Origin of the sequence: Parabacteroides merdae ATCC 43184 (assembly GCF_025151215.1) — a bacterium.
In the GTDB taxonomy this organism is placed as follows: Bacteria; Bacteroidota; Bacteroidia; order Bacteroidales; family Tannerellaceae; genus Parabacteroides; species Parabacteroides merdae.
On the sequence record NZ_CP102286.1, the window covers coordinates 454,610 to 478,251 of the forward strand.

A 23,642-nucleotide genomic window follows, 5' to 3' on the forward strand; every position below is an offset into this window, starting at 1 on the left:
GATGCTTTATGATTTTGGTGCTCTGGTTTGTCTTTACAAAGTATAGAAGGTGTCGTAGATTTCCTAAATAGTATCATAATTGATCAATGTCAATTGTGGTATTCTTTTGGCATTTGAGTGTTACTCTTGTATAGAGGAGAATTTTTAATATTGTGATGAATTTGGTAAAGTAAAGAATTTTTCACTGATGTAAAAAATAATGGGGAGTTTGTGTTTTTAGTTTTAATCTCCGCTGGAGATGATTTAGTATTTCCAGCGGAGTATTTTCATTAAGTTGTCGAATAAGTAAAAACTGAAATATTTTTGAAAGCATGAAGAGTTATATATTAGTATCGATAAGTTTATTATTGTGTTCTTGTCAGGCAAAATTACCGGTGAATGTTCCTGAATTGTCAGATGGGAATCCGACAACCTGTTTCGTGGGAACGGAAGGGGTAAATAAAGTGATTTTTGATGAACAATATACTGTTCCCATCCAAAGTTATAAAATCTATTCGTCCGGCGAGACGCCTGTTCACGATCCGTCTGCCTGGACATTGAAAGGTTCCTATGACGGGAAGAACTGGGTGGTTGTGGATGAACGGAAAGACCAGACGTTCTGTTCCCGCTATCAGGAAATTCTTTGTTCGATAACCAAACCTTCCAATTATAAACAGTATATGCTGGAAGCTGCTACGGCAGTTGGTGATACATTGGTGTTGGGAGATGTGGTGTTGTTCGATGAGAATCTGAATGCCGGCTGGGAGGATTTCAAATATCCGGAAATCGATTACGAAGTGATTGATCCGGAAACTAAGGGGGCTGCCATTTATGCGGATCTTGTCCAGAATCCGGACGAATACATACGTTATCACGCTCGAAAGGTAGCCGAAATTCTTTTCTATTCGGCAAAAGATACGATGAATGATGTTCAAAAGGTTCATTATACGTTGAAAGATTATGACGGAGTTTCAGCCAAGAGTGGTAATCCGGCCAATACCTCGATTGTTTACAGCACTCAGCATATTGAGAAATCAGCGAACGAATCCCTCTATAAGCTCGACTTTGAAACACGTGGTGTCCTGTTTCATGAATTGGTACACGCCTATCAGTTCGAACCGAAAGGAATCGGTTCCTATTCAACCAACAAAACATTCTGGGCTTGTATCGAAGGGCTGGCGGATGCAGTCCGTGCCCAAGCAGGATATTTCGATATGAGTACCCGTAAACCGGGCGGTAACTGGATGGACGGTTATCGTACGACCGGCTTTTTTATCCAATGGCTGACGACCAAAGACCCGGATGCCATCCGCAAGTTCCATGAGACGGTCCGCGACCTCGACGAATGGAGTTTCGACAAGGCGATGAAGCGTATGTTCGGCGATGATGCCAGCATTGAAGGGCTGTGGAATGAGTATCAAGCCTTTTTATCAAAATAAATATAGAAACAAGATATCATGAAGAAGACAATTCTTTTATTTTCAGCTTTGCTGATCTTTGGGAACTTGTCCGCCCAAGATAAGGCAGCATTGGTGAATCCGATTATCGGGACAAACGGGATGGGACATACGTTTCCGGGGGCTTGCGTGCCTTTCGGACTGGTCCAGTTGAGCCCGGACACGGACACGATCCCTCATAACGTGGATGGCAAGTATCAGCCGCGTGCCTATGAATATTGTGCCGGCTATCAACATAAGGACAGCAGTATCGTCGGGTTCAGCCATACGCATTTCAGCGGAACCGGACATTCCGACCTCGGCGATATCCTGATTATGCCGGCTACCGGCGAATTGAAACTGAATCCCGGAACGGCAACCGACCCGGATGGCGGCTACCGTTCGCGTTTCTCACACGATACGGAGGTATCCCGTCCCGGCTACTATGAAGTGATGCTGGCCGACTACGGCGTGAAAGCACAACTGACGGCAACCAAGCGGGTGGGTGTGCATAAATATACGTTCCCGAAAGAAGCGAAGAACCAGCGAATCATTTTGGATATGATTCATGGTATCTACAATTACGACGGAAAAGTCCTTTGGACGAATATCCGGGTCGAAAATGATACGCTGGTTACAGGCTATCGTATCACGAACGGATGGGCGCGTACCAACTATACTTATTTTGCCATGTCTTTCTCCAAACCGGTCGTTCATTACGGATGCGAGGAAAAAGCAAAAGTTAATTACCGGGGCGGATACGGCAAATTCAATATGAAAGAAAACTTTCCGGATATAGGCGGACGCAAGATCGTTGCTTATTTCGATTTCGATCCGGCGGTTTCCGAGGAATTGGAAGTGAAAGTGGCGCTTTCGGGAGTCAGCACGGATGGCGCTTTGAAAAATCTGCGGGCTGAAGCCTCCGGCTATAGTTTCGACCGGTTGGCGGCTCGTGCCGGTGAAACCTGGAATAAGGAATTGTCCGTTATCGAAGCCAATGGTACGGACGACCAGTTGGCGATGCTGTACACCTCTTTGTATCACACCATGATCAATCCTTGTGTCTATACGGATGTGGACGGACAGTATCGCGGGTTGGATCATAATATCCACAAGGCGGACGATTTCACGAACTACACGGTCTTTTCCGTTTGGGACACCTATCGTGCCCTGCATCCGCTGTTCAACATCATCAACCGCCGGGTAAATACGGATATCGCCCGCTCCATGCTGAAGCATTGCGAGCAAAGCGTGCATAAGGCTTTGCCTATCTGGAGCCATATGGCAAATGAAAACTGGTGCATGATCGGATATCATTCCGTTTCCGTTTTGGCCGATGCCGTGGCGAAAGGTCTTCCGTTAGACAAGGAAGAGGTTTTGAAAGCGATGGTGAGCAGTTCCACGATCCCTTACCTGGACGGGACCGGCGAATATATGGAAAAAGGGTATGTCGCACTTGACCATAACGGTAGCGCCGCTTCCCTGACGTTGGAATATGCCTATGACGACTGGACCATCTACCACACGGCGCTTTTGGCCGGCAACCGTTCTGTTGCCGATACGTATAAAAAACGGGCGGCCAATTATACGAATGTTTTTGATACGAATATGGGCTATGCCCGTCCTCGTTATGCCGACGGACGCTGGAAAGAGAATTTCAACTTGCTGAACACGCATGGTGAAGGTTTTATCGAAGGAAATGCCTTGAACTATTCTTTCTATGTGCCGCAGGATGTGGACAATATGATCCGCCTGATGGGAGGCGACAAGTCCTTTGTCTCCAAGCTCGATTCCCTGTTTACGATGCACCTGCCTGCCGAGTTTTTCGCCCAGACCGAGGATGTGACGGAGGAAGGCTTGCTGGGCGGCTATGTGCATGGCAACGAACCGAGCCATCATATCCCGTTCCTGTATGCCTGGACCTCGCAACCTTGGAAAACGCAATATTGGCAGCGTGAAATCATGAATAAAATGTACCGCAATAATATCGACGGCCTGTGCGGTAACGACGATTGCGGCCAGATGTCTGCCTGGTATATCCTGTCTTCGATGGGGTTCTATCCGGTTTGTCCGGGTACGGACCAGTATGTGCTGGGAGCTCCTTACTTGCCTTATATGAAGGTTATGCTGGAAAACGGAAAGACTTTTGAGGTAAAGGCCGACAAGGTGAGCGACAAAAACCGTTATGTCAAGTCGGTCAAGTTGAATGGCAAGCCCTATACGAAAGGGTTCATTACTCAGCAGGACATTATGGATGGTGGTACGCTGACGTTCGAAATGACCTCTTCTCCTAATAAAAAACGTGTTTTTAACGGGACAGACAGACCCTATTCTTTGTCTTCAAATTAATTAAACATATTCTATCCATGAAGAAATTATTAATTTTAGCGATTACGCTTTGCAGCAGCCTCTTTACGGTGGATGCGGCTGACAAAAAGGACCTGGTGGATTACGTGAATCCGCTGGTCGGGAGCCAGTCGAAAATTTCTCTCTCGACAGGTAATACTTATCCGGCAATTGCCATGCCCTGGGGTATGAATTTCTGGATGCCACAGACCGGAAAGATGGGAGACGGCTGGGCGTACACATACGACGCGGACAAGATCCGTGGTTTCAAGCAGACTCACCAACCCAGCCCTTGGATCAACGATTACGGACAGTTTGCCATTATGCCCGTTACCGGTAAAGTGGTGTTTAACCAAGATAAACGTGCCAGCTGGTTTTCCCATAAGGCGGAAGTGGCAAAACCGAATTATTACCGGGTGTATCTGGCTGACCATGACGTTGTGACGGAAATCACGCCGACGGAACGTGCCGCCATGTTTCGCTTCACTTTCCCCGAATCGGACAACTCGTATGTGATTGTCGATGCTTTCGACCGTGGTTCTTATGTCAAGATCATACCCGAAGAAAACAAGATCATTGGCTATACGACTCGTAACAGCGGAGGGGTGCCTCAGAACTTCCGCAACTATTTCGTCGTCGTGTTTGACAAGCCTTTTACTTATAAGGCGACTGTCGGTGATGATGAGATCCGCAAAGGCGAGACTGAAGCGAAAGAGAACCATACCGGTGCCATTGTCGGTTTTTCCACCCGCAAGGGCGAGATTGTCCATGCTCGCGTAGCTTCTTCTTTTATCAGCCCTGAACAGGCTGAACTGAACCTGAAAGAATTGGGCGATCGTTCGTTTGACGAAATAGCCGAGGCTGGTCGCCAAGTGTGGAATGAAACTTTAGGACGTATCGCCGTGGAAGACGACGATGTGGACAAACTACGCACATTCTATTCCTGCCTGTACCGTTCGCTACTTTTCCCGCGCAGTTTCTACGAACTTGATGCAAACGGAAAAGTTGTACATTACAGTCCGTATAACGGAGAAGTGCTGCCGGGGTATATGTTTACCGATACCGGTTTTTGGGATACGTTCCGTTGCCTGTTCCCCTTCTTGAACCTGATGTATCCGGATATGAATACGAAGATGCAGGAGGGGCTTGCCAATACCTATAAGGAGAGCGGCTTCCTGCCGGAATGGGCAAGTCCGGGACATCGTGGCTGCATGGTCGGTAATAACTCGGCTTCTGTTGTGGCGGATGCTTACCTGAAAGGGCTTCGCGGATATGATATCGAGACGCTTTGGGAGGCTGTCGTGCATGGGGCTAACAGTGTACATCCGAAGGTGAAATCGACCGGACGTCTGGGATATGAATATTACAATAAATTGGGCTATGTGCCTTATAACGTGAAAATCAACGAAAGTGCCGCTCGTACGTTGGAATATGCTTATGATGACTGGGCTATCTATAAACTAGGTAAGGCTTTGGGCAAACCTGAATCCGAAATTGCCGTTTTCGCGAAACATGCTATGAATTATAAGAACCTATTCGATCCTGAAACCAAGTTGATGCGTGGCCGTAACGAGGACGGTTCGTTCCAGTCTCCTTTCAATCCGCTGAAATGGGGAGACGCTTTTACGGAAGGTAACAGTTGGCATTATACCTGGTCGGTCTTCCATGATCCGCAGGGACTGATCGACTTGATGGGAGGAAAGACAGGTTTCAATGCCATGATGGATTCCGTATTCAATGTCCCGCCTTTGTTCGATGACAGTTATTACGGTGGCGTGATCCATGAAATCCGCGAAATGCAGATTATGAATATGGGTAATTATGCGCATGGCAACCAGCCGATCCAGCACATGATCTACCTATACAACTATTCCGGCGAACCCTGGAAAGCACAGTATTGGGTGCGTGAAGTGATGGACAAGCTCTATTTCGCGACTCCCGACGGCTATTGCGGTGATGAGGATAACGGACAGACTTCGGCATGGTATGTATTCTCGGCTCTCGGCTTCTATCCGGTTTGTCCGGGTACGGACCAGTATATCTTGGGGTCTCCGCTGTTCAAAAGCGTGACGCTGAATCTGGAAAACGGCAAGAAGGTCGTGATCAAGGCCAACAATAATGGCGAGGCGAACCGTTACATCTCGTCTATGAAAGTGAATGGCAAGAACTATACGAAGAATTATCTGATACATGGCGACCTGATGCGTGGCATGAACATTCTTTATAATATGTCGGCCACACCGAACAAGAGCCGGGGTACGCAGGACAGTGACGCTCCTTACTCATTCTCCAATGAATTGGGAAAATAAATAAGATTGCATATAGATGGCTGGAAGCATTAATATTAACATAAGCACTTAATTATAATAGGACTTTCAGTCTAACTATAATCAAAAGGGCTATTTGGACCTTGTTTCAGATAGTCCTTTTTATTTATAACGACAATAGTTTGAATATGAAATTACGAATTTGTACTTTGATCGCTGTGTCGTGTGCCGCCTTATCCGGCACGGCACAGAATGAAAAGTTGACGGAATACGTCAATCCGCTGGTAGGAACGGATGGTTATGGCAATGTGTATCCGGGAGCGCAGATCCCGTTCGGAGGGATCCAGATCAGCCCGGATACGGATGCTAAATATTATGATGCGGCTGCCGGTTATAAATATAACCACACTTCTATCCTGGGCTTTAGCCTGACGCATCTTAGCGGGACCGGTATTCCTGACTTGGGAGATTTTCTGTTTATCCCCGGAACCGGAGAGATGAAACTGGAACCCGGAAGCCGTGAGAATCCCGATGAGGGCTATCGTTCCCGATACACGCACGACGAGGAACAGGCTACTCCGAACTATTATGCCGTCCGCTTGCAAGACTACGGCGTGAAGGCGGAGATGACGGCAGGGGTACGGAGTGGCATGTTCCGTTTTACTTATCCCGAATCGGAAAAATCATTTATCATGATTGATATGAACCATACGCTTTGGCAGTCGTGCGAATGGGCCAACCTGCGCATGGAAAACGATTCGACCATCACTGGCTATAAGTTGGTGAAAGGGTGGGGACCTGAACGCCATGTCTATTTTGCAGCTGTCTTTTCCAGAAAATTGACGGGTCTGCGCTTCATGCAGGACAAGAAGCCGGTGATCTATAATACATCCCGGTTCAGGAGCGACCGTGAGGCTTGGGGGAAGAACCTGATGGCTTGCCTTTCTTTCGCAACTGGGGAAGGGGAGGAAGTGATCGTGAAAACGGCCATCTCTTCCGTCAGTACCTCCGGGGCGAAGATGAATATGCAGGAACTGGACGGACTGACATTTGACAGCCTCAAAGAGAAAGGGGAGGAACTTTGGGAGAAAGAATTGCAAAAATACCGGATAACTACCGACCGGAAGACAAAGGAAACGTTTTATACTTCTGCCTACCATGCCGCCCTCCATCCGTTTGTTTTCCAGGATGTGGATGGCCGTTTCAGGGGGTTGGACAAGAATATCGAGCAAGCGAAAGGCTTTACCAACTATACGACTTTTTCTTTGTGGGACACCTACCGGGCTTTGCATCCCTGGTTCAATTTAGTGCATCAGGACATAAATGCCGACATCGCCAATTCGATGCTGGCCCACTTTGACAAGAGCGTGGAGAAAATGCTCCCGATCTGGTCTTTTTACGGAAACGAGACTTGGTGCATGATCGGCTATCATGCGGTCTCCGTCCTGGCGGATATGATCGTCAAAGGTGTGAAAGGTTTCGACTACGAACGGGCGTATGAGGCGATGAAAACGACTGCCTTGAACGAACATTACGACTGTTTGCCCGACTATATGCGGAATGGCTACGTCCCGTTTGACAAAGAGGCGGAGTCGGTTTCCAAAACATTGGAATATGCCTATGACGACTATTGTATCGCACAGGCTGCCAAAGCTTTGGGCAAGATGGACGATTATCAGTATTTTCTGAATCGTTCTCTTTCTTATCAGACTCTGATCGACCCGGAAACGAAGTATATGCGTGGTCGTGACAGCCAGGGTAATTGGCGTACTCCGTTTACTCCGGTAGCTTATCAAGGACCGGGATCGGTGAACGGTTGGGGAGATATTACCGAAGGTTTTACAATGCAATATACATGGACAGTTCCGCATGATGTGCAGGGATATATCAATTTGGCAGGGAAGAAACTTTTCGAGAAGCGACTAGACGATCTCTTTACGGTCGAATTGCCGGACGATATTCCGGGAGCGCATGACATCCAGGGGCGTATCGGTGGCTACTGGCATGGCAACGAACCTTGCCACCACATCGCTTATCTGTACAACTATTTAGGCAAACCCTGGAAATGCCAGAAGTGGATCAGGGAGATCGTTGCTCGTTTTTATGGAAATGAACCGGGATCGTTGAGCGGGAATGACGACTGCGGGCAGATGTCGGCCTGGTATATGTTCAACTGCGCAGGCTTTTATCCGGTAGCCCCTTCCAGCAATATCTATAACATCGGCTCCCCTTGTGTAGAGGCGCTTTCGATCCGGATGAGTAACGGAAAGGAAATAAAGATGACCACGGAAAACTGGTCGGAAGAGAATGTCTATATCAAGGAGCTATATGTCAACGGAAAGAAATATGATAAATCATATCTGACCTATGAGGATGTGCAAGCAGGAATTACCCTGCACTTTGTGATGAGCGGCAAACCGAACTACAAGCGTGCCGTTTCGGCGGACGCCCGTCCCGCCTCGTTGTCGTCACCGGGCAAAACGATGTTTTACCAGATATCTGATAGCAAGTAAATGGACGATTTCTATTCGATTTTCCGATAAATCTCAATATCTTTGCATGAAACATTTATCTCTTTATTAATTTAAAGACTATTGCTCAATCGTAAATCAGGATAAATATATGGGAAATATGGATATAAAAGATGAAGCATCAATAATAAACAGTGATGAAAATGTGGTTAGCGATGTGGAACAAGCCGATCTGTCAATAAACGGAGATGATTCATATACCATATATCCGAATGCCGAAGTGAGGGTGGAAAAGGCTCAATATAGTATTATGCATTTGCATACACTTTGCCTGAAGCGGAAAGAATTAATAATTGATCCGGATTTCCAGAGGCATGATGTCTGGAAACAAAGGCAGAAGTCTGAGCTGATCGAATCGATCCTAATGGGAATTCCTATACCATTAATGTATTTATTTGAGGATAAGAATGGGAAGAAGCAAGTTGTTGACGGGCGACAAAGGATAAGTGCTATTCTGGATTTTCTGGAAGGAAAGTTCAAATTGAATAATCTGAGAATATTGAAGCAGTTTAATGGATGTTGTTTTGCGGATTTGGATTTGAAGCAACAGGGAGTTATTGAAGACTTTCAATTACTTTTTTACATTATACAGCCTCCGACTCCTGAGCGGGTAAAGTATGATATCTTTGATCGGGTAAATCGGGGAGGGACTCCGTTGAATAAGCAGGAAATGAGGAATGCCTTATACCGTGGACGTTGCACACGGATGTTGGATAAACTTTGCTGTTCTCCCGAATTTTTGATTGCGACAGGGCGCTCTATTAATAAAGAAAGGATGAAAGACCAATATGTCGTTTTGCGGGCAATCGCCTTTCTTATGTTGCATCGTGGAGAGTTTAAAGATATTCCGGCTCTCCAATACCGGGGGGATATAGATGATTTTCTGGCTCGTTTTATGGTTTATGTGAATGATAATGCACCTGAAAAATTGATTGTAGATTATGAGAATCTATTTATTCGCTGTATGCAGATCAGTTATGATCTTTTAGGAGAAAATGGTTTTCGTTTTTCGGGAAATGGGATTAGAAGACCTATAAACATGCCTCTCTTTGAGGCATTAAGTTATTTGTTTTCTTTTGTCCCTGAGAAAATTGATTACACATGGGCGTCAAGACTCATACTGGATATAGAATCTGTAAAGGAAGAGTTTGATGATTCCCGTTATTTTTCCGGTAATATAGACTCGACTACAAGTGTCTCTTTCAGGTTTGATCGAATGGATAAAATAATAAACAGGATTCAGTTATGATAAAACATATACAAATAAAAGACTATAAATGTCTTCATGATGAGAACTTGGAGATAAAGCCTTTTACAATTGTAACGGGTGTTAACTCGGCAGGTAAGTCAAGTTTGATACAGTCGGTATTACTTCCTGTTCGCAGGATAGGAAAAAATGGACAAATTTTACTGGATACTATTGTGAATCTGACATTCGATACGATTAGAAATAAGTATTATAATGCAAAAAGTGTCAGGGTCGATATCGATATCGATAATGTGCATATTTCCTATCACGGAACAAATGAACTCTCTTTGGTTTTTCTTCCTTCGGAAGAGGATGCCAGCATGCCGATCGACATAGAGCAAAATTTATACTATTTGTCTGCCAATAGAATCGGGGCGGAGTTGCATTCCAAAATTTCGCCACAGTTTAAAGTGGGCGTAGTCGGTGAGTATATAGTAGGTTCATTTGAAAAAGAAAAATCTAATCCTTTAATGCCGGAATTGATTAAAGATGATTCCTCTTATACTTTATCTGCTCAGGTGAATTATTGGTTGTCTTATATTTTAGATATACCGACGGAGTTGCAGACGGAACGCCGTTTGGATGATGTGGTCGAGGTACAGTATAAAAGTGATGGGTTGGGGAATATTTCGCCTTTCCAGTTGGGAGCTGGCGTAAGTTATCTTACCAAAATGTTGATCATGTGCTTGCGGGCAAAAAAGAATGATGTTATTCTTATCGAAAATCCGGAAATCCATCTTCATCCGGCCAGCCAGGCAAAGGTTGGTGAATTCTTGGCCTTTATTGTTAGAGCCGGTATACAGGTAATCATAGAAACACATTGCGAACACCTTATATATAAGGTCGGTTATGAGATTTATAAAAAGCGTTTTTTGAAAGATGATGTGACCATTTTGTATAAAGAGGGCATCCAGAATCCGTTCATTGTACTTGGTTTTAAAGAGGATGGCAAGTTTACTCGTGACTTCCCGGAAGGTTTTTTCGATGCGACTTTAGCTGAACTACTTGAAATGGAATAATATGGGGAAATATAGTTTTGTGTTGTCTGATACTTTGTATAAGCAATATTATTTGTTTAAGGAGCATCAGGACTATGATAAAGATATACTCTTGCACTTGCTTAAGTTTCGTTGTGGCGAGTTTCTGACCAATACCAGACAATTAGATGATATCGGGATTGGCGATCGTGTGTCGAAAAGTCTTTATGACTCTTTAAAGCATGCCCGGTTAACAAAGCAGACTTTGGAAGAACTGGCAAGAAAGACTGACTATAAATTGATATTGTGTGATGACAGAACGGATTATCCGTATGTCAATATCATGTCCGATCAGATCAGTAGCCATATCACCGGTTGTTTTTATAGAAATGCCCATAGAGACAAGGCGATCAGGCACATAAGAGCACTATGCCAGGATGCGAAAAAAATATGCCTGTACGATCAATACCTGAATGCCTGCAAGGATGTCTTGAAATTGATTTTGCCGAACAAAAAAGTAGAACTTGTCTATCATTCGAAGCATTTGAATGATAGTGCTGTTGCTGATTTGCAAAAGTATAATCCTCAATGGTCTTTTTCTTTGGATGATTCACTGTTGACCCATCATGATCGATATATCGTGATTGATAATAAAATGGAAATCATCTTATCCAGCGGTTTTATGTATTTGGAATTGACGGGTAAGGAACTGACTTATGTGGTGAGGCCTGTTCAGGAAAACAGGCTGTTGGTGAATGGCTGAAGAAAAATGCGGAATAAAGGGCTATATCGTATTATCTTCTTTCGCGAATACAGAAAAATTTCTATATTTGCACCGCCTTTAATTAGGAATCAGATACTTTCTAAATAAATCAGATTAAGAAATGACAAAGAGTGCATTACAAATTGCAAGAGCAGCTTACCAGCCAAAGGTTCCCGCTGCATTGAAAGGCGCTGTAAAAGCCGTAGATGGTGAGTATACACAATCAGTTGCCGATCAGGACGAAATCAAAAAGTTATTCCCGAACACGTACGGAATGCCTGTCGTTACTTTCGAAAAGAGCAACGAAAAGAAAGAACTGCCGGCAATGAATGTCGGTGTGATCCTTTCCGGTGGTCAGGCTCCTGGTGGTCATAACGTGATTGCAGGTCTGTTCGACGGTATCAAGGCTAACAACGCAGCTTCTCGTCTGTATGGCTTTATCCTCGGACCTGGTGGTCTGATCGATCATAAATATATGGAACTGACTGCTGACATTATTGACGAGTACCGCAACACGGGTGGTTTTGATATGATTGGTTCAGGCCGTACCAAACTGGAAACAAAAGAACAGTTCGACAAGGGGCTGGAAATTCTGAAAGAACTGAACATCAAGGCTCTGGTTATCATTGGTGGCGACGACTCCAACACAAATGCTTGCGTACTGGCCGAATACTACAAGGCTACGGGGGCCGGTGTTCAGGTAATCGGCTGTCCGAAGACGATCGACGGTGACCTGAAGAACGAGCAGATCGAAACTTCTTTCGGTTTCGACACGGCTTGTAAGGTTTATTCCGAAGTTATCGGTAATATCCAGCGTGACTGCAACTCGGCACAGAAGTACTGGCACTTCATCAAGCTGATGGGACGTTCTGCTTCTCACATCGCTTTGGAATGCGCTTTGCAGACTCAGCCGAATATTTGTATCATCTCCGAAGAAGTTGAGGAAAAGAACATGTCTTTGGACGATATCGTGACTTACATCGCCGGAATTGTAGCAAAACGTGCTGCCGAAGGCCACAACTTCGGTACGGTGCTGATTCCCGAAGGTCTGATCGAATTCGTTCCGGCTATGAAACGCCTGATCGCTGAGCTGAACGACTTCCTTGCTAAACACGATGCCGAATTCAAGATGATCAAGAAGAGCGAACAACGTGCTTACATCATTAGCAAGTTGACAAAAGAAAATTCCGATTTGTATGCTTCCCTGCCGGAAGGTGTGGCACGTCAGTTGTCACTCGATCGCGACCCGCATGGAAACGTACAGGTTTCTCTGATCGAAACAGAAAAATTGCTGTCAGAAATGGTTGGCAAGAAGTTGTCAGAATGGAAGGCCGAAGGCAAATATGTCGGCAAGTTTGCTGCACAGCACCACTTCTTCGGTTACGAAGGCCGTTGCGCTGCTCCATCCAACTATGATGCGGACTACTGCTATTCTTTGGGTTATACGGCTTCTTGCCTGATCGCCGCCGGCAAGACTGGTTATATGTCTTCCGTACGCAACACGACAGCTCCGGCTGACAAGTGGATCGCTGGTGGTATCCCTGTAACTATGATGATGAACATGGAAAAACGCCACGGCGAAATGAAACCTGTTATCCAGAAAGCTTTGGTTAAGCTCGACGGCGCTCCTTTCAAGAAATTTGCTGCTAACCGCGATGAATGGGCTATGACGACAAGCTATGTTTATCCTGGTCCTATCCAGTATTTTGGTCCGACTGAAGTTTGCGACGAACCGACTAAGACATTGCAGTTGGAACAAGCTCAATAATATATTTGACGATATATAATCAATCAATAATGATAGAGGTAAGGCACTTAGCTTTACCTCTATTTTATTGTCATACTATCATGCTTTGCTGTTGAAACTATGAATGTCAAGCCCCACATAAAATGATAGTTGGCATGACAGTTGTTTTTCTATGATTGTACTATCATGGGTGTGATCGCTTTTTTACGCGTACTATATGGTTTATTATCAGATATGTAGTTGCTTTTGTCTGTCGAGATCCGGATCTCAGTTATCTGCAGACCAGGGTTTCGATAGCTTTCAGATGGGGGTGTAAAAAGCGCTCTGACGGGCATTTTGAGAAAAACATCAGGCGTCTTTAGATAAAAAAGTAACGTGTTTCGACAGAAAAGGCTTATTCTTTTCTGAAAACGTTCCACTTTTAATGCTTTTAGCGTACTTCTATGTCTGGTAAAACAGCTAAAATGATAGTTAGGGGTGATTTATGATCTCTTCTAATCTTTCCATATTCTTCCTCTTTGTCGCTCTCACGATCAGGAACCAGTCGATGATGTACCAGATTCCTAGACCACCGCCTGTGAGCAGTTTAATGATCCCTTTACCCCAGTCCCCGATCAGGAAACGATCCAAACCGAAGTATCCTAAGAAACAAGAAACGGACAACATACAGATCGGGCTTTTGAAATGGTTTTTTGCTAAAATCGCCTCTTTTTCAGGAGGAAGGTCGAGCAGTCGATGGATAGGAATTTCATAATCAGGAAATTTGCTTTCATTGGCAAGAAGAAATTTGTCTACTTTATCTGCTTCCATATAATATTAAGTATTATTGTTATATGTGGCAAATATAAGGTTTTTCCGTATCTTTGGACTTCGATAATCATTAAAACAACAATCTTATGTTTTCAGGAATTGTAGAAGAAACAGCTCAGGTCGTGGCGATTGAGCATGATAAGGACAACATTCATATCACTATGAAGTGTTCTTTTGTCGATGAATTGAAAATAGATCAGAGTGTGGCCCACAATGGCGTTTGCCTGACTGTGGTTCGCAAAGATAGGGATACATTCACAACTACAGCCATGCGAGAAACTCTGGAACGTTCCAACTTGGGGCTGCTGAAACCAGGTTCACTCGTGAATTTGGAACGCAGTATGATGATGAACGGACGTCTGGACGGACATATCGTGCAGGGGCATGTCGACCAGACTGCCGTTTGTACAAGTGTGGAAGATGCAAATGGAAGCTGGTATTATACGTTCGAATATCCGTTCGACCAAGAGATGGCGCAGCAGGGATATATAACTGTCGAGAAAGGTTCCGTCTGTGTCAATGGTGTGAGCCTGACTGTCTGTAATTCGAAGCAGAATAGTTTTCAGGTAGCGATCATTCCGTATACGCATGACAACACCAACTTCTGCCAGATCGAAAAAGGTACGGTCGTCAATCTTGAGTTCGACATTGTCGGTAAGTATATCAGTAAGATGATGCAGTTCAAATGAAAGATTTTCTCTCTTTAGCAAGCCGGCGCCAAAGTGACCGGGCTTTTGATACGCAGCGTCCGGTGGAAAAGGAAAAATTACAGCGTATTCTGGAGGCGGCGTGTATCGCGCCGTCTGCTTGTAATTCCCAACCTTGGCATTTTATTGTGGTGGATGATCCCGAACTGAAGAATCGGGTGGCAGACGCAACTTCGAACCGTGTTTTGGGAATGAACCATTTCACCAAACAGGCGCCCGTACATATCTTGGTCGTGGAGGAGAGGCCGAATCTGACAGCAGGTATCGGCTCGTGGATCAAGGACAAGAATTTCTCCCATCTGGATATCGGCATAACGGCCGCTCATCTTGTGCTGGCTGCCGAAGATGAAGGGTTGGGGAGTTGTATTGTCGGCTGGTTTGATGAAACGAAAGTTCGTAAACTATTGGATATCCCTTCCGGCAAACGTGTTTTGCTGGACATCGTCATCGGCTATTCTACCCAACCGGACAGACCTAAGAAACGTAAAGATCTGAAAGAAGTGATTAGCTATAATCGGTACTGAGATTTATGGATTATGATTTATGCAGTGTAACATGAAATCATAATTCATAAATCCTCCTTCTTCTCTTCCAGAACCCTATCTTATAATAAACGAAGGTCACGATTAGTCCGATTGTGATGCTGATACCGATCGCCCACCAGATTCCGTTGCGTCCCAACCATGAACTGAGATAATAGGCGAGGGGAATACGGATCAGCCAGAGGCAGACCAGGCTGGTTATCATTGGGAACAAGGTATCTCCAGCTCCCCTGAGTGCTCCGTTGTACACGTTCAGTGCCCCATGTACAATGAAGAAACCACCGATAATTAGCAGATATTCTTTTCCAATCGCCACGACATCTATGTCTTTCGTGAAAATTCTCATCATCTCGTTGCCGAATAGATAGACGGCGGCAAAAGTTAATAGTCCCAGGGCTATATTCGTGTACATCGTAAACTGTACTCCCTTTTTCACCCGGTCCAGTCTCCCGGCCCCGATATTTTGTCCGCAGAAAGCTGCTAACGCTCCTGATAGGGTGAGGATAGCCTGAGTGATGATCGTGTCTATCTTTCCGGCGGCCCCGTAAGCTGTCAGTGTATTGGTTCCGAAACTATTCACGATCCCCAGCAATGCGATCAGTCCGAGGGCGATCGCACATTGCTGTACGCTTGTCGGCAGTCCGATTTTTAAGCTCTCTTTGAACAGTTTCCAGTCGAACAGCATATCTTGCTTTTTGATGGATAGCAAGGGGTGCGTATTGTTTACATACGCCAGGGCTATACACATGCCGATTCCCTGCGAAACGACAGTCGCACGAGCAGCTCCCTCTATACCCCATTTGAATACGAGTATGAAGAGCAAGTCGAACGCAATGTTCAGGACTGTCGTAATCAGAATGAACAGCATTGGGCGAACAGACTCGCCCACGCCTCGCAAAATCGAAATGATGCTATTGAAGGTTACGAACAGGAATGTTCCTCCTATGTAAATGCGAAAATAGGCTACCGCTTGTGGAATAACCTCTTCCGGCGTATTGGTCAGGCGGAAAACCGGCTCGGCGAAAATAATCCCTGCAATGGATAGTATTATTCCTCCGACTAACATGAATATGAAGAAGGAGGAAAACGCAAGTTGTACCTTTTGATACTGTTTGGCTCCGAAAAGTTGTGAAATGACTACCGTAGTACCGCTTCCTACACCGATCACGAGCGAAATGATGAAGTAATAGATGAAAAAGGAAGCCGATACCGCTGCCAGTGCCTCCTTTCCCAGAAACTGTCCGACAATAATGCTGTCCGTTATGTTATAGAACTGTTGCAGCAGATTTCCGACCAGCAACGGCAATGCAAAGCGAACGATCACTTTCCATACTTTCCCTTCTGTCAGATCTGTATTCCCTTTTCTTTTATCCATCCCTTAATAATTGTCAATAATCCATTGTCAATTGTTCAAAGGTCTTTCAACAAAATGTTGTCATTCGCCTTAATCATGTCCTCGCGGGTTTTCAGCAAGGCTTTCCATTCCTTGCTGAACAATTTGGACGTGTCGATCTTGAAGTTCTCCGAGCCGTATTCGTCCATGCGTGTCAGTAGATAACTGACAGTAATCTTGTTTACGTCGATGGCCGGCTGGTAGTGAACGACGCGTTCGTCATCTCCGTAATTGACTTCGATAATGATGTGCAGTTCGGTCAGTTGATAGAGTATCTGTGTCGTGATACGGATCGGTATGCGGTAAGCGTCTGACAATTCATCTGCCGTATAAGGCTTTTCTCCTTTTACGAACCGTTTTACGATCAGGGACGCTATCAGCAGCGTGAGGAAATCCTTATATCGCCGGCTGATGTTCTTGCTGTCACGCTCGAAACTGAATTTCTTCACGTTTTGGGAAGCATACGAGATTTCCGCCCCGAACAGGCAGATCAGCCATGACAATTGTAACCACAGCAACAACAGGGGCAAGGCGGCAAAACTACCGTAGATCGCGTTGTATTTGCTCACCCAGATCTGCCCGCTGATGTAGATAAACTGGAAGAATTGGAATGCGATGCCTGACAGGATTCCAGCCACGAGGCCGTTTACAAACCGTACTTTCGTATTGGGTAATGAAATATAAAGCCCTGTGAATGCCAGGATCGTAATGAGGTAGGGAGTTATGTTCAGTATCAGTTCGACCAGTGGAGTAAAGAAAAAGTACTGGCTGATAAATGAGTTCTGCAAAGTGGACAGGAAGATGGATAAACCGCTGGACGCCGTCATCAGTACCGGTAAAATCAGGAACAAGGCCAGATAATCGGATAACTTCCGATACCACGGACGTGATTTCTGTATTTGCCAGATGTCGTTGAACGTGTCTTCTATGGATGAGATCAGGTTGACAACTGTATAAAACAGCAGGATCAGGCCGACCCCGATGATTACGCCGCCTTGTGCTTGCTCCAGATAACTTTCCACGAATTCGAAAGCCTTGGTCAATTCCACTTCATGTCCGGGGAAATAGTCGAACAATTCCTGGCGTACGGTGTTTTGGAAGCCGAACCCTTTGGCTATCCCCAACAGAACCGCCAGGAGAGGCACGATGGATAGCAAGGTGCTGTAGGTGAGGGCAGAGGCTTTCGTTTGAAGATTCTCGTTCTGAAACCCCCTGACTGCAAGAATTATTGTCTTGATGATGTTGATATAAAGTTCTTTCAGTCCGCTTACTTCATTTTCGGTGATCCGCCAAATGTCGTAAGTGACGAAACGGATCATTCTTGTCAGTAGGGCGTTGATCCGTTCTCCGAGCGTCTTTTTACCGGTTGTTTTCATATATATGATGTGCCAATAAATTAAATGTGCCAATATACCGATAGAAAACCATTTAATTGGCATATTGTTGAATTGGTATACTGGCACATTATAAAAAAGCAGCCTGCCTATAAGCCGGGTTCTGTACTCCCGTTTGCACAGGAGTGTCTGTCATTTATCTCGTCTTACTGTCACCAGTAAGCTTTAGCGGTCTACCCCCCGGCATCGGACGAGCAATCCTACATGCGCCGGTATACATGACCTTACAACCCATAAGGCGTACGGCATCCTATATTGCTATAAGACCCGGTGAGCTCTTACCTCACCTTTTCACCCTTACCGGACAGGCCGGCGGTCGTTTTCTGTTACGCTACTCTACCCTTACGGACAGCTTCCCGTTAAGAAGTATGGTGCTCTTTGTTGCCCGGACGTTCCTCCCGTCCTGAAGGACGAGCGACAGACCGGCAGACTGCAATGCGACAAAGGTAATTCTTTTAATCGACAATTGAAAATTGAAAATAGGGATAACCACATCAAAATGGTTCGATATGGTTCTCTTTTACTTTTCTTCCAGTCTAATTTGTTTTCGATAATGCTATGTATATGTTCGACATTGTTGAAAATAAATTACATAGATATCTGATGGCAGGTTCATGGGAAACATTCTGCCTTTCCTGCTGTTATATTATTGAATGTATGACCATTTGGCAGACAGTTGATTGTTAAAAAGGTACTTTGCATTACACAGTACTGTTAATCGCAGTTAAGCCCTTGCAGAGTGCCGTTAAAAGTGATAAAAAAATAGTTGCAAATGGAATAATCGCACGATTTTTGACTTTTCTTTGTCGAAAGAAAAATGTTAAATTTAAATGTTTGATAAAATAATGAGAGTATGAAAAAGATGTGGAAAAATGTGCTTGGTATAGTTCTCGTGGCTGCAATCAGTGCGGGGGCGGCTGTTGGGACGAGTGCTTACCTGATTAATAAGAATCAACCGGTATTTGGCACTTCCGGCTCAGCAAATACCTTCAACCAGCCGATCCGGTTAGCCGGTTATAACACGGTTGCTGCAGAGAATACGGATTTTACTACGGCTGCAGAAAGTACGGTTCATGGCGTTGTGCATATTAAGGCCACGACAAATGCCAAACAATATGCCGACGGAGGCAATCAGCCGCAGTATGTCGATCCATTCGAGTATTTCTTCGGATTCGGAGGACGTGGAGGGTTCCAACGCCCGCAACCGCAACCACGGGTCGGGGCCGGTTCCGGGGTGATCATTTCGACCGATGGATATATTATAACGAACAATCATGTGATCGATGGAGCGGATGAGCTGGAAGTGACATTGAATGACAATCGTAAGTTTGCAGCCAAATTGGTTGGAACCGATCCGACGACAGATATCGCTTTGCTTAAGATCGATGCGAAAGATCTTCCAACCATTCCGTTCGGTGATTCTGAAAAACTGAAAGTCGGGGAATGGGTGTTGGCTGTCGGTAACCCGTTTAATTTGACTTCTACGGTTACGGCTGGCATTGTGAGCGCAAAAGGGCGTGGTATCTCGATGGGAGGTGGAGACAAGAGCAAGATCGAGTCCTTTATCCAGACCGATGCAGCCGTGAACCCCGGTAATAGTGGGGGAGCGCTGGTGAATACGAAAGGTGAGTTGGTCGGTATTAATACTGCTATTTATTCCGAAACAGGAAACTTTGCAGGTTATTCGTTTGCAGTGCCTATCAGTATTGCAGGGAAAGTGGCAAACGACTTGAAGCAGTATGGTACAGTGCAGCGTGCAATCCTGGGTGTCCAAATTATGAGTGTGGGTGACATCGCCGACATGCTGGGCTATCCGAACTTGCCGGCTAAACAGAAAGAAGAGCTGAGCGCCTTGAAATCCAAGATAAAAGTTTCCGAAGGTGCGTGTGTGGCTGATTTCGCAGATCGCAGTACTGCCAAGGAAGCCGGAATTGAAAAAGGTGACGTGATTGTTGCTGTAAATGGTGCAAAAGTGAAATCTGCGAATGCTTTGCAGGAACAGATTAGTAAATATCGTCCGGGTGACAAGGTACAGGTTACTGTAGACCGTAATGGTAGCACCAAGACATTTAATGTGGAACTTCGTAACGCACAGGGTAGTACGGCTGTAGTGAAAGGAGCCGCCGACAGTGCTGAAGTTTTAGGAGCCGCTTTTAGCGCGTTGACAAACGAACAGAAACGTGAATTAGGTGTAAGTTATGGTATTGAAGTGACTGGTTTGTTGAATGGTAAACTGAAAGATGCCGGTATCAAAAAAGGCTTCATTATCATGGTTGTAAACGATCAGAAGATTTCATCTCCTGAACAACTTGAGAAAATAGTTGACAAGGTTTTGAAAGGAAATGAGGACGATCGTTATATCGTAGTAAAAGGTTTCTACCCGAATGGACGTACGAAAGTATATGCTATAGACCTGGCTGAATAATAAAATAACGTTATATTTGTCTTATTTGGCGGGAAGATTGTTAAAGGTTTATAATTGGCTGGGTGTAGGGTGCATCCAGCCAATTCTGTCAATAAAAATAATATTATCTTTGCACCCTGATATTCTCAATATAAAAACATTGGATGAGACAGTTAAAGATCACAAAGTCCATTACCAATCGCGAAAGCGCTTCTCTAGACAAGTATCTTCAGGAAATAGGCCGTGAAGATCTGATCACAGTAGAAGAAGAAGTAGAATTGGCACAGGCTATCAAAAGAGGCGACCGGAGAGCATTGGAAAAATTGACCAGAGCGAATCTGCGTTTTGTTGTATCTGTAGCTAAGCAATATCAAAATCAGGGGTTAAGTTTACCGGACCTTATAAATGAAGGTAACCTGGGGTTGATTAAGGCGGCTGAAAAATTTGACGAGACCAGAGGTTTTAAGTTTATTTCCTATGCTGTGTGGTGGATTCGTCAGTCTATTTTGCAAGCTTTGGCAGAACAGTCAAGAATTGTACGTCTTCCGTTGAATCAAGTGGGGTCGTTGAATAAAATCAGCAAAGCCTTCTCTAAATTCGAACAGGAAAACGAACGCAGACCTTCTCCTGAAGAACTTGCAGACGAACTGGATATTCCGGTGGATAAGATTTCTGATACGTTAAAAGTGTCAGGAAGACATATCTCGGTAGATGCTCCGTTTGTGGAAGGCGAAGACAACAGTCTTTTGGATGTGCTTGTTAACGATGATGCTCCTATCGCAGACCGGTCGTTAATGAACGAGTCATTGGCAAAAGAAATTGATCGAGCCCTTGCTACATTAACCGAAAGAGAATGTGAGATAATCAAAATGTTTTTCGGTATAGGCTGTCAGGAAATGACATTGGAAGAGATTGGCGACAAATTTGGCCTCACAAGAGAGCGTGTCCGCCAGATCAAGGAAAAAGCAATTAGAAGACTAAGACAAGGTACGCGTAGCAAGCTCCTCAAATCGTATTTAGGTTAACCTCCTCCGGAGGAAGACAAAAGGATTTAAAAAGCCCTTTATCCGTCAGGATAGGGGCTTTCCTTGTTTTTTTAGGTTTAGGCTTATGGTTGTCATGTACATTATAAAGATCTATAAAATCATTCCGTATATCCATAAACTGTTGTAAAGTGAGAGATAAAAGAAGTTGCAGTTGTAACGTTCAGAGGTTCAGGAGTTAGCGTAAAGAGATAGCAACCGGGTGAAAAAAAGTTGCAGAAATGTTTGGTGGATATGTTGTAAAGCACTACTTTTGCATCCGCATTCGAGAGAGAACGCAGGTGTTTAAATGATGAAACAAAAAACTTTTGAAAAAAGTTCCGATAAAATTTGGAAGTTAAAAATAAAAGTTATTATCTTTGCACCCACGTTCGCTAAGAGAAAGCGAAAAAAAGTTCTTTGAAAGCATTACATATCAACAAGTAGTACAAGAGACGTAGTAGGAATACTGACATACCGTCAAGACTACAATAGACAGATAGAGATTCTGAGCAAAAGGTATAAACAAAATCAACAACGAAGAGTTTGATCCTGGCTCAGGATGAACGCTAGCGACAGGCTTAACACATGCAAGTCGAGGGGCAGCATGATTTGTAGCAATACAGATTGATGGCGACCGGCGCACGGGTGAGTAACGCGTATGCAACTTACCTATCAGAGGGGGATAGCCCGGCGAAAGTCGGATTAATACCCCATAAAACAGGGGTCCCGCATGGGAATATTTGTTAAAGATTCATCGCTGATAGATAGGCATGCGTTCCATTAGGCAGTTGGCGGGGTAACGGCCCACCAAACCGACGATGGATAGGGGTTCTGAGAGGAAGGTCCCCCACATTGGTACTGAGACACGGACCAAACTCCTACGGGAGGCAGCAGTGAGGAATATTGGTCAATGGCCGAGAGGCTGAACCAGCCAAGTCGCGTGAAGGAAGAAGGATCTATGGTTTGTAAACTTCTTTTATAGGGGAATAAAGTGGAGGACGTGTCCTTTTTTGTATGTACCCTATGAATAAGCATCGGCTAACTCCGTGCCAGCAGCCGCGGTAATACGGAGGATGCGAGCGTTATCCGGATTTATTGGGTTTAAAGGGTGCGTAGGTGGTGATTTAAGTCAGCGGTGAAAGTTTGTGGCTCAACCATAAAATTGCCGTTGAAACTGGGTTACTTGAGTGTGTTTGAGGTAGGCGGAATGCGTGGTGTAGCGGTGAAATGCATAGATATCACGCAGAACTCCGATTGCGAAGGCAGCTTACTAAACCATAACTGACACTGAAGCACGAAAGCGTGGGGATCAAACAGGATTAGATACCCTGGTAGTCCACGCAGTAAACGATGATTACTAGGAGTTTGCGATACAATGTAAGCTCTACAGCGAAAGCGTTAAGTAATCCACCTGGGGAGTACGCCGGCAACGGTGAAACTCAAAGGAATTGACGGGGGCCCGCACAAGCGGAGGAACATGTGGTTTAATTCGATGATACGCGAGGAACCTTACCCGGGTTTGAACGTAGTCTGACCGGAGTGGAAACACTCCTTCTAGCAATAGCAGATTACGAGGTGCTGCATGGTTGTCGTCAGCTCGTGCCGTGAGGTGTCGGCTTAAGTGCCATAACGAGCGCAACCCTTATCACTAGTTACTAACAGGTGAAGCTGAGGACTCTGGTGAGACTGCCAGCGTAAGCTGTGAGGAAGGTGGGGATGACGTCAAATCAGCACGGCCCTTACATCCGGGGCGACACACGTGTTACAATGGCATGGACAAAGGGCAGCTACCTGGCGACAGGATGCTAATCTCCAAACCATGTCTCAGTTCGGATCGGAGTCTGCAACTCGACTCCGTGAAGCTGGATTCGCTAGTAATCGCGCATCAGCCATGGCGCGGTGAATACGTTCCCGGGCCTTGTACACACCGCCCGTCAAGCCATGGGAGCCGGGGGTACCTGAAGTCCGTAACCGCAAGGATCGGCCTAGGGTAAAACTGGTGACTGGGGCTAAGTCGTAACAAGGTAGCCGTACCGGAAGGTGCGGCTGGAACACCTCCTTTCTGGAGCTGG

At 45.1% G+C, this 23,642-nt stretch carries 15 protein-coding genes, 1 rRNA gene and 1 other RNA gene; 13 read left to right on the top strand and 4 right to left on the bottom strand.

What is annotated here, in order from left to right:
- The first annotated feature begins 311 nt into the window (after positions 1-311).
- The 8 genes from NQ542_RS01775 to NQ542_RS01810 all read left to right on the top strand — a co-directional run bounded on the left by NQ542_RS01775 (position 312) and on the right by NQ542_RS01810 (position 13,316).
- Entirely contained in the window at positions 312-1,418 is a 1,107-nt protein-coding gene (locus NQ542_RS01775) for a basic secretory protein-like protein (protein ID WP_005651287.1), read from the top strand.
- 18 nt (positions 1,419-1,436) lie between these two features.
- Positions 1,437-3,764, top strand: a complete 2,328-nt coding sequence (locus tag NQ542_RS01780) for a GH92 family glycosyl hydrolase (protein ID WP_005640897.1) — start codon at positions 1,437-1,439, stop codon at positions 3,762-3,764.
- A 17-nt stretch (positions 3,765-3,781) separates the two neighbouring features.
- Positions 3,782-6,070 carry a GH92 family glycosyl hydrolase gene (locus NQ542_RS01785; protein ID WP_005640895.1) on the top strand — a complete coding sequence of 763 codons (2,289 nt, stop codon included), beginning with the start codon at positions 3,782-3,784 and terminating at the stop codon, positions 6,068-6,070.
- Positions 6,071-6,216: 146 nt separating this feature from the next.
- Entirely contained in the window at positions 6,217-8,541 is a 2,325-nt protein-coding gene (locus NQ542_RS01790) for a GH92 family glycosyl hydrolase (protein ID WP_005640893.1), read from the top strand.
- Positions 8,542-8,659: 118 nt separating this feature from the next.
- Complete coding sequence (locus NQ542_RS01795; protein ID WP_005651293.1) at positions 8,660-9,808, top strand: DUF262 domain-containing protein; 1,149 nt, start codon at positions 8,660-8,662, stop codon at positions 9,806-9,808.
- On the top strand, positions 9,805-10,827 hold the full coding sequence (locus NQ542_RS01800; protein WP_005640889.1) for an AAA family ATPase: 1,023 nt from the start codon (positions 9,805-9,807) through the stop codon (positions 10,825-10,827). The genes NQ542_RS01795 and NQ542_RS01800 overlap by 4 nt, the downstream gene beginning before the upstream one ends.
- A 1-nt stretch (position 10,828) precedes the next feature.
- Positions 10,829-11,548 (top strand): hypothetical protein, encoded by a 720-nt coding sequence (locus tag NQ542_RS01805; protein WP_005640887.1) that lies wholly within the window; start codon positions 10,829-10,831, stop codon positions 11,546-11,548.
- Positions 11,549-11,669: 121 nt separating this feature from the next.
- Positions 11,670-13,316 (top strand): diphosphate--fructose-6-phosphate 1-phosphotransferase, encoded by a 1,647-nt coding sequence (locus NQ542_RS01810; protein ID WP_005640886.1) that lies wholly within the window; start codon positions 11,670-11,672, stop codon positions 13,314-13,316.
- A 450-nt stretch (positions 13,317-13,766) separates the two neighbouring features.
- On the opposite strand, the gene NQ542_RS01815 is transcribed toward NQ542_RS01810, so the two are convergent.
- Positions 13,767-14,105: a TM2 domain-containing protein gene (locus NQ542_RS01815; protein ID WP_005640883.1), complete on the bottom strand. Its 339-nt coding sequence runs from the start codon at positions 14,103-14,105 to the stop codon at positions 13,767-13,769.
- A gap of 86 nt (positions 14,106-14,191) precedes the next feature.
- On the opposite strand from NQ542_RS01815, the gene NQ542_RS01820 reads away from it, so the two are divergent.
- Positions 14,192-14,794: a riboflavin synthase gene (locus tag NQ542_RS01820; protein ID WP_005640882.1), complete on the top strand. Its 603-nt coding sequence runs from the start codon at positions 14,192-14,194 to the stop codon at positions 14,792-14,794.
- Positions 14,791-15,336 (top strand): nitroreductase family protein, encoded by a 546-nt coding sequence (locus tag NQ542_RS01825; protein ID WP_005640880.1) that lies wholly within the window; start codon positions 14,791-14,793, stop codon positions 15,334-15,336. Before NQ542_RS01820 ends, NQ542_RS01825 begins: the two co-directional genes overlap by 4 nt.
- A 37-nt stretch (positions 15,337-15,373) precedes the next feature.
- On the opposite strand, the gene NQ542_RS01830 is transcribed toward NQ542_RS01825, so the two are convergent.
- The 3 genes from NQ542_RS01830 to rnpB form a co-directional block, all read right to left on the bottom strand.
- Positions 15,374-16,729, bottom strand: coding sequence for an MATE family efflux transporter (locus NQ542_RS01830; RefSeq protein WP_005640877.1), 1,356 nt, complete (start codon positions 16,727-16,729; stop codon positions 15,374-15,376).
- 35 nt (positions 16,730-16,764) lie between these two features.
- Entirely contained in the window at positions 16,765-18,123 is a 1,359-nt protein-coding gene (locus NQ542_RS01835; RefSeq protein ID WP_005651296.1) for a YihY/virulence factor BrkB family protein, read from the bottom strand.
- A 94-nt stretch (positions 18,124-18,217) separates the two neighbouring features.
- Positions 18,218-18,575: RNase P RNA component class A (rnpB, locus tag NQ542_RS01840), an RNA gene on the bottom strand.
- A gap of 419 nt (positions 18,576-18,994) precedes the next feature.
- Here rnpB and NQ542_RS01845 point away from each other — a divergent pair.
- The 3 genes from NQ542_RS01845 to NQ542_RS01855 all read left to right on the top strand — a co-directional run bounded on the left by NQ542_RS01845 (position 18,995) and on the right by NQ542_RS01855 (position 23,632).
- Positions 18,995-20,566, top strand: coding sequence for a Do family serine endopeptidase (locus NQ542_RS01845; protein ID WP_005641657.1), 1,572 nt, complete (start codon positions 18,995-18,997; stop codon positions 20,564-20,566).
- A gap of 143 nt (positions 20,567-20,709) precedes the next feature.
- Entirely contained in the window at positions 20,710-21,570 is an 861-nt protein-coding gene (locus NQ542_RS01850) for a sigma-70 family RNA polymerase sigma factor (RefSeq protein WP_005641668.1), read from the top strand.
- A gap of 531 nt (positions 21,571-22,101) precedes the next feature.
- Positions 22,102-23,632, top strand: a 16S ribosomal RNA gene (locus NQ542_RS01855).
- The last annotated feature ends 10 nt before the right edge of the window (positions 23,633-23,642 follow it).

Coding starts and splice junctions, on each gene's coding strand:
- NQ542_RS01775 (WP_005651287.1), top strand. CDS start 312: ATGAAGAGTTATATATTAGTATCGATAAGTTTATTATTGTGTTCTTGT.
- NQ542_RS01780 (WP_005640897.1), top strand. CDS start 1,437: ATGAAGAAGACAATTCTTTTATTTTCAGCTTTGCTGATCTTTGGGAAC.
- NQ542_RS01785 (WP_005640895.1), top strand. CDS start 3,782: ATGAAGAAATTATTAATTTTAGCGATTACGCTTTGCAGCAGCCTCTTT.
- NQ542_RS01790 (WP_005640893.1), top strand. CDS start 6,217: ATGAAATTACGAATTTGTACTTTGATCGCTGTGTCGTGTGCCGCCTTA.
- NQ542_RS01795 (WP_005651293.1), top strand. CDS start 8,660: ATGGATATAAAAGATGAAGCATCAATAATAAACAGTGATGAAAATGTG.
- NQ542_RS01800 (WP_005640889.1), top strand. CDS start 9,805: ATGATAAAACATATACAAATAAAAGACTATAAATGTCTTCATGATGAG.
- NQ542_RS01805 (WP_005640887.1), top strand. CDS start 10,829: ATGGGGAAATATAGTTTTGTGTTGTCTGATACTTTGTATAAGCAATAT.
- NQ542_RS01810 (WP_005640886.1), top strand. CDS start 11,670: ATGACAAAGAGTGCATTACAAATTGCAAGAGCAGCTTACCAGCCAAAG.
- NQ542_RS01815 (WP_005640883.1), bottom strand. CDS start 14,105: ATGGAAGCAGATAAAGTAGACAAATTTCTTCTTGCCAATGAAAGCAAA.
- NQ542_RS01820 (WP_005640882.1), top strand. CDS start 14,192: ATGTTTTCAGGAATTGTAGAAGAAACAGCTCAGGTCGTGGCGATTGAG.
- NQ542_RS01825 (WP_005640880.1), top strand. CDS start 14,791: ATGAAAGATTTTCTCTCTTTAGCAAGCCGGCGCCAAAGTGACCGGGCT.
- NQ542_RS01830 (WP_005640877.1), bottom strand. CDS start 16,729: ATGGATAAAAGAAAAGGGAATACAGATCTGACAGAAGGGAAAGTATGG.
- NQ542_RS01835 (WP_005651296.1), bottom strand. CDS start 18,123: ATGAAAACAACCGGTAAAAAGACGCTCGGAGAACGGATCAACGCCCTA.
- NQ542_RS01845 (WP_005641657.1), top strand. CDS start 18,995: ATGAAAAAGATGTGGAAAAATGTGCTTGGTATAGTTCTCGTGGCTGCA.
- NQ542_RS01850 (WP_005641668.1), top strand. CDS start 20,710: ATGAGACAGTTAAAGATCACAAAGTCCATTACCAATCGCGAAAGCGCT.